The organism is Kitasatospora sp. NPDC127116, from assembly GCF_042677365.1.
GTDB classification, from domain to species: Bacteria; Actinomycetota; Actinomycetes; order Streptomycetales; family Streptomycetaceae; genus Kitasatospora; species Kitasatospora lactacystinica.
The window spans coordinates 1-12,665 of sequence record NZ_JBHXTL010000202.1; the positions used below are offsets into that span (position 1 = coordinate 1).

Sequence of the window (12,665 nt, forward strand, 5' to 3'; positions counted from 1 at the left end):
GGGCCCCGGACACCCTCAGGTGTCCGGGGCCCACTGCCGTACCGGGTCCACTGCCCTAGCGGGCCCACTGCCGTACGGGGGCTCAGTGCCGGGCCGGGCTCACTCCTCGCCGGCCAGCGTCATCCCGGCCAGCTTCACCGAGGCGAACACCGTCGCCGCGACGGTGACCACCAGCAGCAGCGGCACGGCCGCCGCGAGCGAGACGTCGGAGGTGATCGCGTTCTGCCCGGCGACCGCCTCGGCCACCGAGCGGCCCCACTGCTGGATGCTCAGCGTGCGGGCGCCCTCGACGAAGTTGCCGACCGTCGACTCCCAGATCAGGGCGTACGCGAGCCCGGCCACCACCGCGTGCCGGGTGACCACGCCGAGCAGCAGGAACAGCGCGCTGTACGCGGCGCCGGCGACCAGCACCGCCACGGTGTAGCCGAGCGCCACGCCGTCCTGGGTGCCGACCAGCAGCAGCCCGGCCAGCAGCGTCGGGACGACCGAGAACAGCCAGGTGACGCCGATCGCGACGACCAGCTTGGTGGTGACGATCCGCCACCGGGGCAGCGGCTTGGCGAGCAGGTAGACGATCGAGCCGTCGTCGATCTCGTTGGCGATCACCCCGGTGCCGACGACCAGCCCGAGGATCGGGATCAGCGTGCCGAGGCCGAGGGCCCCGAGGATGTTGCCGGCCGTCTCGTGGGGGTCGGCGCTGGACACACTGGCGATGGCCGCGACGATCAGCAGCAGGGCGGGGACCACCAGCAGCAGCAGGCCGCGGCGGCGGCCCAGCAGCCCTCGCAGGGTCAGCCTGGCGACGGTGGGGTTCATGGTCGGTCCGCCCCTTCCTGGGCAACGACGGTCCTGGCGGCGGCGCTCACGTGCCCGCTCATGCGGAGACCAGGTAGGAGAAGACGCTCTCCAGCGATTCGTCCGCCGGGGAGACGGTGTACAGCCGGATGCCGGCCTCCCGGGCGACCCTCGGCAGCAGGGTGGTGAAGCCCTGGAAGTGCACCGCTTCGATCCGCAGCGCCCGCTCCCGCTCGTCCACCTCGATGCCGGTGGTCGAGCCGTCGGCGATCAGCGCGGCGGCGAGCCGGCGGTCGTCGCTGGAGCGGACCAGGTAGCGGTGCGGGCGGTCGGTCATCAGCCGGCGGATCTTGCGGTAGTCGCCCGAGGCGGCGTGCCGTCCGGCGACCACCACCTCGATGTGCCGGGCCAGCTGCTCGACCTCCTCCAGGATGTGGGAGGAGAACAGCACGGTCCGGCCGTCCGCGCCGAAGCGGCGCAGCAGGTCCATCAGCTGGAGCCGCTGGCGCGGGTCCATGCCGTTGAAGGGCTCGTCGAGCAGCAGGACGGACGGGTCGTGGACCAGTGCGGAGGCCATCTTGACCCGCTGCTTCATGCCCTTGGAGTAGGTGCCGGTGCGGCGGTCCTTGGCGTAGGCCATCTCCACCAGGTCCAGCGCCCGGGCGGCGGCGGCGCCCGGCTGGGGCAGGCCGTGCAGTTCGGCGTTGGCGAGGACGAACTCCCAGCCGGTCAGGTAGTCGTACATCGACTCCCGCTCGGGCACCAGGCCGATCTGCCGGTACACCTGCTGGTTGCGCCAGATCGGCGCGCCGTCCAGGGTGACGGAGCCGCTGGAGGGGGCCAGGAAGCCGCTCATCATGTGGATGAGGGTGGACTTGCCCGCCCCGTTGGGGCCGAGCAGGCCGGTGATGCCGGGGCCGATGGACATGGTGATGTCGTTGACCGCGACCACGTTCCCGAACCAGCGGGAGACCTTGTCGATGCTGATGGTGGCCATGCCGCCCTCTCAGACACTGCAGTTGGATTAGACACTGCGATAGCGGCGCAGCAGCAGCCGGTACGAGCCGACCACCATGGCCACCGCGACGAGCGCGAACACGGCGAGGCCCAGGCCGCCCGGCGCGTGCCGGCGGTCGAATCCCTCGCCGAGGCCGAACAGTTCGTTGACCAGGGACTCCACCAGGTCGGTGGGCGAGATCAGCGACATCCACTGCGCGGTGTCGGAGCCGGTCGTGCTGGGGTTGCTGATCCCGACCGCGGCGGCGCCCAGGGCGGCGCTGACCGCCAGGTAGCCCATGATGGCGGCCACCCCGAAGCCGCGGCGCGGGGTGGCGGCCGCGATCACCAGGGCGACCGAGGTCGGCACCACCGCGTACAGGACGGCCGCGACCAGGCCGTACAGGAAGTGCCCGGTGTTGTGCCCGAAGTCCATCCCGCCGAGCAGCGCGCCGATGTACAGCACCAGCAACGGGGCCGCCATCAGCAGCAGTTGGGCGCAGACCATGGCGCCGAACTTGGCCCGGACGTAGTCGGTGCGGGTGATCGGGCGGGAGAAGTAGAGCGGGACGGTCTGGTAGCGAAGGTCCCGGGAGAGCAGTACCGGCGCCTGGGAGGCGAGGAAGACCGAGACCACCAGGCTGAGCATGGAGAGGTAGCCGGCGTACTCGACCGGCAGCTCCTCGCGCTTCATCACGACCGAGAGCGCCACCATGATCAGCGCGGGTACGGTCACCACGCCCAGCACCAGCATCGGCAGCACCTTGGACTTGCCGGAGCGTCCGAGGCCGTACGCGGCGCGCAGGCTCTGGGTGAAGAGCGCGCGGGTCGCGTAGGAGCGGCCGAGCCGGGGGCCGGTGTAGCCGCGGTAGCCGATGTCGTGGATGACGCCGGTGTCGGCGGACCTGGTGTCAGGAGGCAGCGCCATCGTTCGTCCCTCCCTTGCTCTGCTCGGTGTCCTGGGAGTCGGTGAAGAGTTCGGCGACCCGGTGCCGGCGCTGTTCCAACCGGACCAGGCCGAGGCCCAGTTCGGCGACGGCGTCGCGGATGGTGTCGTACGTCGACTCGTCGGCCAGCCGGACCAGCAGCTGGTGCGAACCCTCGGACTGGACGGACAGGCCGACCGCGGCGAGCCGCTCGCGGACCGCCGGGCCCGGCTCCAGGCCGTGGTCCTCCGGGTGGTCGCCGACCTCGACCGCGAGGACGGCCGTCGCCTCGGTGAAGGAGGCGGTGGAGGAGGAGCGCAGCAGCTTGCCGCCGTCGATCACGACCAGGTGGTCGCAGGTCCGCTCCAGCTCGCCGAGCAGGTGGGTGGTGACCAGCACCGAGATGCCGAAGTCGGTGTGCACCCGGCGGATCAGCCCCAGCATCTCGTCCCGGCCGGCCGGGTCGAGGCCGTTGGTCGGCTCGTCCAGCAGCACCAGCTTCGGGTCGTGCACCAGCGCCTGGGCGAGCTTGACCCGCTGCTTCATGCCGGTCGAGTAGCCGCCCATCGGGCGGTACCGCTCCTCGTAGAGGCCGACGTGCCGCAGGGTGTCCGCGGTGCGCTCACGGGCGGCGGTGGCGGGCAGGCCCGCCATCCGGGCCATGTGCACCACGAACTCGGTCGCGGAGACGTCCGGTGGCAGGCAGTCGTGCTCGGGCATGTAGCCGACCTGCGCGCGGATCTCGGACCCGCGGGTGGCGACGTCCAGGCCGAGGACCTCGCCCCGGCCGGAGGTCGCCGGGGCGAGCCCGAGAAGGATCTTGATCAGAGTGGACTTGCCCGCGCCATTGGCCCCGACCAGGCCGACCACACCCGGCCGCACCTCGACGGTGAGCTGGTCGAGCGCGGTGACCCGGGGAAACCTCTTGGTGAGGCCGTCCGTCTTGATGACAGCTGTGGACACGCCGACCACCGTAACGGTCTTGCGCGGCAGGGGTCATGAGCTCGAATGACGAGCCCGTCTGCTGCTGCGGTATGACGTCGGCCCCCCTCTCCCCTAGGGGTTCGGCAAAACCGGAACCCGCCTGTACCCTTTGTCGAACTCTTGACGTACTTGCCACATTCTTTGCCAACGGGGGTGCCGGAACAGCGTGCCGGCACGGGAGGGGATCGATCGACATGTCTGATCGGGCGACCGCGTTCGACCGGATGATGAACCCTTGGGCCTACGACGCGGACGGGAACCTGACCGACCGGGCCCGCGCCCAGGAGACGGCCCGCACGCAGCTCAACTCGGCCTCGGCACCGGGCGGGGGAGGCGGCGGGGGCGGGACCGGCTTCAGCGCCGACCCCAACGCGCTGACCACCGCGGGGAACAACTCCGACCAGATCCACGCCCGCCTCAACGCCGACGGCCGGGGCGCCGACGAGGCCACCGCCAAGGTCTCCACCTCGCTCGCCAACTGGAGCACCGGCAAGGCCGCGGCGGGCGCCGCCGGCACCTGGGACCAGTGCGTCGCCGCGCTCGGCGGCACCATCGGGCAGACCACCCAGGCGCTGCGCGCCACCGCCACCAACTACCGCCAGAACGAGTCGGCCGTCCAGCACGACCTCGGCGCCTGAGAGAAGAGCAGCGATGGTCGACTTCCACGAGCTCAGCACCGCCGACTTCGGCGTCCTGGACACCGCCGCCACCGCCTGGACCACCGTGGCCCAGAAGCTCAAGTCCATGGACGACGACTGGGACAGAACGGTCATCGCCCAGGTCAACTCCGCCTGCTGGACCGGCCCCTCGGCCGACCAGGCCCGCCCCGGCCTGCAGCGCACCAACGAGCAGCTGACCGCCGCCGTCACCGAGGCGAACGCCTTCGCCTCGATCTTCACGGAGGCGTCGACCGAGTTCAAGGCGGCGAAGACCAAACTGGACAAGGCGGTCGCGGACGCCCGCACGGCCGGGCTGACCGTCACCGACAACGGCACCGTCAGCTGGCCCCCGGCCGACAACGCCACCCGGCACGACTACGAGGCCCTCCGGGACTACCAGAAGGAGTGGGGCGACAAGGCGGAGGCCGCCCGCAAGGCGATCGACGCCGCCGTCGCCGAGGCCGCCGCCGCCGACGAGCGGATCGCCTACGCGCTGCGCGCCGACAGCATGACGGACGGGCAGAAGTCCTTCAACGGCAAGGCCATCGGCGGCGGACCCGAGGCCGACGGCAAGCGCGCCGCCCAGCTCGCCGCCAAGGGCGGCGACATCACCGAGCCCGAACTCACCGAGCTGAACTCGCTGCTGGCCTCGCACGGCAACGACCCGAAGTTCGCCACCAAGTTCTACCAGGACCTCGGCCCGGACGGCCTGATCAAGTCCTGGAACGGCATGGTCGGCGACCCGGCGCACCCCCGCGACGACAAGTCCCCGCGCTGGAAGGCCTACCAGGACCTCCAGAAGAACCTGGGACTCACCCTCGCCACCGCCACCCGCACCACCAACGAGCCGCACCTGTCGGACGAGTGGTCCGCCGCGCTGCGCAAGGCCGGGTCCCAGCCGGTCTGGGACAAGCCCTACCGGGCCTCCGGCCTGGACTACGTGCCGTACGGCTACCAGGTGCTCTCCGGCATCCTGATGAACGGCAACTACGACGCCCACTTCATCAACCCGATCGCCGAGCACGTCACCCAGCTCGACACCCAGGACAGGTACTGGCCGGCCCCGCCGCCCGGCTCCAAGATCCAGGGCTTCAACCTGACCGGGGGCGACGAGGCGGGCTCCGGCTTCCGTCCCACCACCGCCGTCCTGGAGGCGCTCGCGCACAGCCCGGAGGCCGCCAACAAGTTCTTCACCGAGCAGCCGACCGCGTACAACCAGGACGGCACGGTCAACCAGGGCGGCAAGCCCAAGCCCTCGGACTACTTCGACTACTACGCCCACGACAAGGACTGGATCCCGGACACGACCTCGCGGGACTCCAAGGTGTGGGACGCGAGCAAGCAGGCCGGGCCGGCCGCCTTCGGCCGCGCCCTGGAGGCCGCCACCACCGGCCACCCGTACGACGAGCCCGGGCCCGTCCCGCCGGAGCGGCACACCACCGAGCAGGCCGACCTGATGAAGCGGGTCGTGGACACCTTCGGCCGGCACGGCGACGACGGCGGACTGGACGACATCAAGGGCGACGGCAAGCTCGCCGCCATGCGGGGCAGCCTCGGGCACATGACCGCCGAGTACATCGGCGACGTGCAGAACGCGCTCGCCCTCACCCACGAACTGCCGGTCAACGGCTCGCCGGCCAACCTCGGCAAGTCCTCCGTGGAGGGGCTGATGGACGCGCTCGGGCGCGATCCGGAGTCCTACGGCGCCGTGGTCAACGCCAACCAGGCGTACACCACCGCCCTCATCCGCGGCCACATGGACGGCGGGCAGACCGACTTCGCCCGGCTCAACGTCGACATCAACAACATCGCCCACGCCGGCGGGATCGCCAGCGGCATCCTCAACGAGGCCCGGGTCGACGAGGTGCACTACAAGCACGCCGAGTCCGACAAGGAGTTCAACGAGGCGCTGGAGAAGAACGTCGGCTACGGCAAGGACGCCTTCAGCGCCGTCATCGGCACCGTGACGGACAAGATCCCGCTGGGCGGCGAGGTCGCCGACCAGATCATCGACTCGATCGCCGAGAGCGTGATCGAGGCCAACAAGCAGGACACCACGGCGGCCGGCGACCAGACGGCGCGCGACGAGAACGCGAGCGGACAGAACCAGGCGGTGGGCAGCGTCAAGCAGGCCGTCAAGGACGCCGGCGGCACTTCCGGGATGAGCCGCGAGGACGTCAACCGCCTCGCCGAGAGCGCCGGGATCAACGTGATGAACGGCTACAGCAACGGGGTCGTCAACAACCACGTCAACCACGCGAAGGGCGGCGCGTGAAGGACCTCGCGGCCCGGTGGGGCCGCTTCCTGACGAACCGGTGGGGGTGGCGCCTCGACAGCCGGTGGTGGCTCCCCCGCGTGCTGGTCCTCGCGGTGTTGGGGGCCGGGACCGTCGGCTACCTGGACTGGCGGGGCCACCGCCCCGCCGACCCGCCCGGCCGGGCCGCCCACCTCTGCCGGATGCCCACCGGCGACGGCACCCCGCTCGCGCGGCTGCTGCCCGACGGCGGCCAGGACGTGGAGGAGGAGACGAAGGCCCTCATCGGCCAGGACCCGCAGACCTGTGTCGTCCGGGTCGACGGACGCGGTGCGATCACCTTCACGTCCGTCCGGCGCCAGGGCGAGCTCGCCCTCACCGCCGAGGGCGCCAAGCACCCGCAGGCGCGCGCCTTCGACATCGCCGGCCTCGGCACTTCGTGGCCGGGCGGCGCGGCCGTGGCCGCGAGCTGCCTGGGCGGGAAGTACACCTCGAACGACTACGTCCAGCTGGAGGTCACCGCCGGGGAGGCCGCCCGCGCCTCCGGCGACGGCGGCCGGGCCGACCTCGAAGAGCTCACCCGGGCCGCGCTGGTGGAGGCGAGGAAGGACCGGTGCTCATGAAGCGTTCCCAGGCGCTGCTCGCCGGCGCGACGGCGCTGCTGCTCGGCGGCGGCCTGCTCGGCTGGCACCTGTACCTCGACCACGGCGCGTACCGGCCACCGGCCGTTTCCCTGTCGCACGGGGAGTGCCGGGGCCTGCTGGACGACCCGGCCGTCGCCGGGCTGCTCGGCCGGGCCCCCCGGGTCTTCGCGGTCACGGAGTACACGTCGGCGACGGCCGAGGTCAAGCCGTCCCTGCACTGCCGGATCTCCGGAGAGGACGGGCGGTCGCTGACCGCCGACGCGGAGTTCGGGGACGTGCGGTCCGGCGGCGACACCCTCGGAGCGGCCGCCTTCGGCTGCTCGGTGAACGGCCGGACCGAGGCCTACCGGGCCGTCCTCAGGATCACCGTGAAGGACGGCGGGCACCTTCCCGACGGCCCCGGCCGGAAGCGGATGGGAGAACTGGCGGGCGGCTTCGCCGAGCGGGCCGCCGAACGGCAGCTCGGCTGCGCGGGCGGCGCCGAACGGCTCGAAGTGATGTGAGCCGGCCGGCGCCGCTCCCGGCGCCCGTCAGCTGTGGGCCCGCTCCCACAGCTCGGTGACCTTGCCGGAGGGGTCGATCGCCACCTTGTAGTCACCGGCCGAGCAGGGGTACGAGCCCTTCTCGTTGTGCGGCGCGGCGAGGCACTCGTTGACGTGCTTCACCAGGTCGGCCAGGTTGACGTCCTTCGGCGGGGCCAGCACCGAGCTCAGGTGGCCCTTGGCGGTGGGCGCGAACGGGGCGCTCTTGTCCGCCCCCACCGGCTCGAAGACGACGTCGTTCACGCCGCAGGCGTCCTTGGTGTCCTTGTAGACCAGGGTCGTCGCGCTGGTGCCCTTCGCCGGGTAGACCCACTTCTGCCCGGCGGGCAGCGGCCCGTGGGTGCAGAAGCCCTCCGGCTCGCCGTCGGCGGACGGCGTGCCCGTCGCGGCGGGCTTGCCGGTCCCCGCGGGCTTGCCGCTCGGCGCCTGGCTCGCGGCGCCGGCCGGGGCGGCGGTGGGCGCGGCGGAGGCGGCGGTGGTCGCCCCGCCCCCCGCGCCCTGGTCCGCGCTGTCGTCGGGGCCGCAGGCGGCCAGGCCGAACGCCGCGGCGGCGACCAGGGCGGTGGTGAGAAGTCTCCTGGAGCCGGAGCTGGAAGAAGGCATGACGAAGGAACCCCCGTGGTGACGCATGATCAGTTCGGTATGCGGCCGACAGACTAGCGCCCCGGGCCGACGCCCGCCCCGCCGACGGGGCTCAGCCCAGCCGGGCGAGGCCCTCGGTGGCGATCTCCTCGAAGACGGCGAGGTCGTTGGCGAAGATCGAGTCGGGGATCGGCCAGTGGATCACCAGCTCGGTGACGCCCAGCTCCCGGTAGGTGCCCGCCCAGTCGACGAAGGCCTCCACCGACTGCAGCGGCTTCTCCGCGGTCGAGCCCTGGAGCAGCACCTTCTCCAGCGTCGCGACGTCCCGGCCCCGCTCCTCGCAGGCGGCCGCCAGCTTCTCGATCTGCCGCGCGATCACGCCGGGCGCCTGCTCGACGGGCACGTCCGCCGGGCCCTTCGGGTCGCCGTACGTCACCCAGCCCTGCCCGTGCTCGGCGGCCAGCCGCAGCCCGCGCGGGCCGGTCGCCGCCACGTAGAACGGCAGCCGCGGGCTCTGCACGCAGCCGGGGATGTTCCGCGCCTCGACCGCCGAGTAGTACGTGCCCTCGCGCGTGGTGGCGTCGCTGCGCAGCAGCTCGTCCAGCAGCGGCACGAACTCCCCCAGTCGGTCCGCCCGCTCCCTCGGCGACCACGCCTCCTGCCCCAGCGCCGTCGCGTCGAAGCCCGTCCCGCCGGCCCCGATCCCCAGCGTGAACCGGCCGCCGGACACGTCGTCCAGCGTGATCAGCTCCTTCGCCAGCGTCACCGGGTGCCGGAAGTTCGGCGAGGTCACCAGGGTGCCCAGGCGCAGCCGCTCGGTGGCGCAGGCCGCCGCCGTCAGCGTCGGCAGCGAGCCGAACCACGGCTCGTCCTGGAAGGACCGCCACGACAGGTGGTCGTAGGTGTACGCGGTGTGGAAGCCGAGGTCCTCGGCCCGCCGCCAGATCTTCTGCCCTTCGCTCCACCGGTGGACGGGGAGGATCACGGTGCTCAGTCGCATACCGCCGACCCTACGGCAGCCGTCAGCGGCCGGGCCCGCTCGTCGGGGACGCCGTTCGGGCCGGTGCGGACCGGCCCCCTGCCGGATTCAACGCCGCAGCCAGCTCAGCAGGGTCGTCGCCGTGAACACCGCGCCCGACGCCAGACAGACCGCGCGCGGGGTCAGCCACCCCGGGCCTTCCAGGCGCCGGGACTGCGGGACCGGAGCCAGCAGCGCGTCCGCGAAGGCCTGGGCGGTCGGCGGTCGGTCCGCCGGCTCGACGGACATCGCGGCCCGTAGCAGCAGGGCGATGTTCGGCGGGAGCTCCGTTCCGGCCGGGAGCACCGGCAGCGTCGAGGCGGTGGACCGGCCGGTCATCAGGGCTGTGGCGCGTCCGCCCGGGCCGAACGGCTTCTGCCCGGTCAGCAGCTCGTAGGCCACGACGGCCAGCGCGTACACGTCGGCCCTCCCGTCGAACCCGCCGGTCTGGAAGGCCTGTTCCGGTGCCATGTACGCGGGCGTGCCCGTGGTCACCGTCAGCCCGGACGCGTCGGCCAGTTGCTTCGCGCTGCCCAGATCCGCCACCAGCACCGCGGCGGGCGCGGAGCCGGTGGCGAGCAGCAGGTTGGACGGCTTGACGTCGCGGTGCACCACGCCCGCCTCGTGCAGGACCTGGACCGCGTAGCCCGCCTCCGCGGCCAGCCGCAGCGCCTCCTGCGGGTCGCACTGGCCGACCCGGTCCGCCAGGGTGCCGCCGCGTACGTAGTCCATGACGAAGTAGGGCCGGTCCTCCTGCACCCCGACGTCGTGCACCCGGACCACCCGCGGGCTGGCGATCCGGCGCAGCAGCCTCGCCTCCGCCAGGAACCGCTCGCGCACATCGGCGTTGGCGGCCCAGTTCTCGGCCAGCACCTTCACCGCGACCTCGGTGTCGAGCTCCGGATCGTAGGCCTTCCAGACCGTCGCGAAGGAGCCGGCTCCGAGCCGCTCCAGAAGGAGGTAACGGCCGAGCTTGCGCATGTGGCAGCATTCTGCCGGAGTCGGGGGGAGTGCGGAACTCCCGTTCGACGGACGGCATGCCGGGCGGGACGACACGGGGGGATCCGGATGTTCGAGGAAGGCGAGCTGGAACGGCTCGTGGCGGCTGCTCGGGCGGGCGACCCGGGGTCGATGGAGTACCTGCTGGCCAAGCTGCGGCCGGTGGTGCTGCGCCGCTGCTCGCGCTTCCTGCCCCACCACGCCGACGCGGAGGAGGCAGCGCAGGACGCGCTGCTGTCCATCAGCACGCACCTGGGCGACTACGGCGGCCGCGGCTCCTTCCAGGGCTGGGTGACGGTGATCGCCTCGAACGCCGCCCGGTCCACCTACCGCTCGATGCGCCGGCGCGCCGAGGACAGCCACGCCGACCTCCCCGAGTCCGTCGACCCGCGCACCACCAGCGTCATCGCCGGGACCCGGCTCGACCTGATGGAGGCGCTGGCCGCGCTGGAGCGGCAGCACCCCGCCCTGGTGGAGGCCTTCGTGCTGCGCGACCTGGGCGACCTGACCTACGTCCAGGTGGCCGAGCAGCTGGACGCCCCGTTGAGCACGGTCAAGGACCGTATCGACCGGGCCCGCCACTTCATGCGCGAGCGCCTGGTCACCGGCCTGTGAACGGCGCCCCTCCGGCGGGCCGCGGCCGCGTCGCCGTCCGGCGCCGGTCCGCCGTCGCCGCCCTGGTGGCGGCCGCCGCGCTCGGGCTGGCGGCCGGCCGGTTCGTCCTGCCACCGCCCCCCGGCGACACCGCGCACCCGGCAGCGCAATCGGGTGCCGCGGTCGGCGGGGCGTCCCAGGGCGCGTCCGCTCCCGCGACGCCCGGCGGGTCCGTCCCGGCGCCCGCGTCCTCGGCCTCCGGCTCCGCCTCTCCGACCAGTGCGACCGGGCCGATGACGACCGCGAACCTTGTGGAACCCGCGGCGTTCGGCCCGGACATCGGCATCGGGCAGATCCACGTCACCGACTGGTACGGCGACGTGTTCGACGCCAATTCGGCCTGCTCCGGCGAGACGACCCCCAAACAGACCCTGGGCGGGCCCGGCGCCCACTTCCGCGGACTGACGACCAGCCCCCGCACCGAACCAGGCGACCCCCCGCCGGCCGCCGACCGCGTCGACCAGGTCGCCCGCGAGGTCGCCGCCGAGGCCCCGAGCCCTTCCCTGGCGCAGAACTTCACCGAGCGCCTGCTGCTGGAGGAGGTGCCCTGCAAGGAGGAACCGCCAGGGCACTGGGTCTACGGAAGGACCACGACACTGCAGCTCGCCCCGGACGCCACCGCGAGCTGGATGGGCACCTACGAGGGAACCCTCAATACCACCGGCAGAGCGCCCGAGGGCAAGGAGCCCTGCGGCGGCATCGCCGTGCTGCGCAGCGGCAGCCACTACGGAGTGCTGAACGTCCACGCCTGCCTGGGCACGGCCGCGATGGACCACGTCGTCAGGGCCGCTCTGTCACAGCTGTGAAACAGCCGCTCCGGGCTCCGGCTTTCCCTCCCCCGGCGGCATCTCCCCGGTTGTACGAGGGCGCAGCAGGCGTCCCGACCAGCAGGGGGACCAGATGACCGAGAACCAGGCCGTCCAGCAGAAGTCCGTTCGCCGCAACCGGGTCGCCGCCGCGGCCTGCTTCGCCGCCGCGCTGATCACGGCCAGCGTCGTCGGCACCCAGGCGGCCACCGCCGACGGGGCCGCGCACAGCGCACCGCACCGCACCGCGGTCGCCGCGCCCGGACTCGGCTCCGCCCACCTTGTCCAGAGCGAGGACTTCCAGAAGGGCATGAACCCGGTCGGCGCGACCATCGAGCTGACCGGACGCCAGGGGCTTTCCGCGTGCTCCGGCGAGGAGACGATGCACGACCTGACCAAGGACAAGGCCACCGCGTACGCGTCCGTGCACTGGACCTTGGACACCAAGGGCATGCTGATCGAGTCGGCCGCGAACGCCCCCACCGGGACCGCGGCCGCCACCTGGGAGCAGCAGCTCGTCGCGCTCGTCGAGGGCTGCCAGGACGAGCCCGCCGGCCACTGGTACTACGGCGCGGCCCACAGCCTGGCCGTCACCGGCGGCACCGCCCGCTGGTACCCGGCCTACAACGGCGACGGCACCGCCGCCGGCGGGGTCGCGGTCCTGCGCAGCGGCACCAGGGTCGCCATCGTCGAGCTCACCGGCCAGCCCGGCTCCACCCCGGCCGCCGTCGAAGGCATCACCACCGCGGCACTGAACCGCCTTTCCTCCTGAACGGCGGCCCCGCCCCCGCCCGGCGGCCCGGCTC

14 protein-coding genes are annotated in these 12,665 nt (G+C 72.7%); 7 read left to right on the forward strand and 7 right to left on the reverse strand.

Features of this window, described 5'->3' with window-relative positions; genetic code table 11:
- Positions 1-99: 99 nt before the first annotated feature.
- From ACFVHV_RS41205 to ACFVHV_RS41220, 4 genes are read right to left on the reverse strand one after another with little or no spacing between them, the layout of a single operon-like run.
- Positions 100-816, reverse strand: a complete 717-nt coding sequence (locus ACFVHV_RS41205) for an ABC transporter permease subunit (RefSeq protein WP_359898047.1) — start codon at positions 814-816, stop codon at positions 100-102.
- A 58-nt stretch (positions 817-874) separates the two neighbouring features.
- Entirely contained in the window at positions 875-1,792 is a 918-nt protein-coding gene (locus ACFVHV_RS41210; protein WP_380358675.1) for an ABC transporter ATP-binding protein, read from the reverse strand.
- 27 nt (positions 1,793-1,819) lie between these two features.
- Positions 1,820-2,719, reverse strand: coding sequence for an ABC transporter permease (locus ACFVHV_RS41215; RefSeq protein WP_359898051.1), 900 nt, complete (start codon positions 2,717-2,719; stop codon positions 1,820-1,822).
- The gene (locus tag ACFVHV_RS41220) at positions 2,703-3,680 is read right to left on the reverse strand and encodes an ABC transporter ATP-binding protein (protein WP_359898052.1); all 978 of its coding nucleotides are present in this window, start codon (positions 3,678-3,680) and stop codon (positions 2,703-2,705) included. Before ACFVHV_RS41220 ends, ACFVHV_RS41215 begins: the two co-directional genes overlap by 17 nt.
- Before the next feature lie 215 nt (positions 3,681-3,895).
- On the opposite strand from ACFVHV_RS41220, the gene ACFVHV_RS41225 reads away from it, so the two are divergent.
- From ACFVHV_RS41225 to ACFVHV_RS41240, 4 genes are read left to right on the forward strand one after another with little or no spacing between them, the layout of a single operon-like run.
- On the forward strand, positions 3,896-4,339 hold the full coding sequence (locus ACFVHV_RS41225) for a hypothetical protein (protein ID WP_359898054.1): 444 nt from the start codon (positions 3,896-3,898) through the stop codon (positions 4,337-4,339).
- A gap of 13 nt (positions 4,340-4,352) precedes the next feature.
- Entirely contained in the window at positions 4,353-6,635 is a 2,283-nt protein-coding gene (locus tag ACFVHV_RS41230; RefSeq protein WP_380358679.1) for a hypothetical protein, read from the forward strand.
- The gene (locus tag ACFVHV_RS41235; protein WP_380358680.1) at positions 6,632-7,237 is read left to right on the forward strand and encodes a hypothetical protein; all 606 of its coding nucleotides are present in this window, start codon (positions 6,632-6,634) and stop codon (positions 7,235-7,237) included. The genes ACFVHV_RS41230 and ACFVHV_RS41235 overlap by 4 nt, the downstream gene beginning before the upstream one ends.
- Positions 7,234-7,761, forward strand: a complete 528-nt coding sequence (locus ACFVHV_RS41240) for a hypothetical protein (RefSeq protein WP_359898058.1) — start codon at positions 7,234-7,236, stop codon at positions 7,759-7,761. The genes ACFVHV_RS41235 and ACFVHV_RS41240 overlap by 4 nt, the downstream gene beginning before the upstream one ends.
- Positions 7,762-7,788: 27 nt before the next feature.
- Here the strand turns inward: ACFVHV_RS41240 and ACFVHV_RS41245 are convergent, their stop codons facing one another.
- The 3 genes from ACFVHV_RS41245 to ACFVHV_RS41255 form a co-directional block, all read right to left on the reverse strand.
- Positions 7,789-8,403 carry a hypothetical protein gene (locus ACFVHV_RS41245; RefSeq protein WP_380358683.1) on the reverse strand — a complete coding sequence of 205 codons (615 nt, stop codon included), beginning with the start codon at positions 8,401-8,403 and terminating at the stop codon, positions 7,789-7,791.
- 91 nt (positions 8,404-8,494) lie between these two features.
- Positions 8,495-9,382, reverse strand: coding sequence for an LLM class flavin-dependent oxidoreductase (locus ACFVHV_RS41250; protein WP_359898062.1), 888 nt, complete (start codon positions 9,380-9,382; stop codon positions 8,495-8,497).
- A gap of 87 nt (positions 9,383-9,469) precedes the next feature.
- Positions 9,470-10,381, reverse strand: coding sequence for a serine/threonine-protein kinase (locus tag ACFVHV_RS41255; protein WP_380358686.1), 912 nt, complete (start codon positions 10,379-10,381; stop codon positions 9,470-9,472).
- 87 nt (positions 10,382-10,468) lie between these two features.
- On the opposite strand from ACFVHV_RS41255, the gene ACFVHV_RS41260 reads away from it, so the two are divergent.
- The 3 genes from ACFVHV_RS41260 to ACFVHV_RS41270 all read left to right on the forward strand — a co-directional run bounded on the left by ACFVHV_RS41260 (position 10,469) and on the right by ACFVHV_RS41270 (position 12,631).
- Complete coding sequence (locus ACFVHV_RS41260) at positions 10,469-11,014, forward strand: RNA polymerase sigma factor (RefSeq protein WP_359898066.1); 546 nt, start codon at positions 10,469-10,471, stop codon at positions 11,012-11,014.
- Positions 11,015-11,286: 272 nt separating this feature from the next.
- The gene (locus tag ACFVHV_RS41265; protein ID WP_380358690.1) at positions 11,287-11,859 is read left to right on the forward strand and encodes a hypothetical protein; all 573 of its coding nucleotides are present in this window, start codon (positions 11,287-11,289) and stop codon (positions 11,857-11,859) included.
- A gap of 94 nt (positions 11,860-11,953) precedes the next feature.
- On the forward strand, positions 11,954-12,631 hold the full coding sequence (locus ACFVHV_RS41270; protein WP_359898070.1) for a hypothetical protein: 678 nt from the start codon (positions 11,954-11,956) through the stop codon (positions 12,629-12,631).
- Positions 12,632-12,665 lie beyond the last annotated feature (34 nt).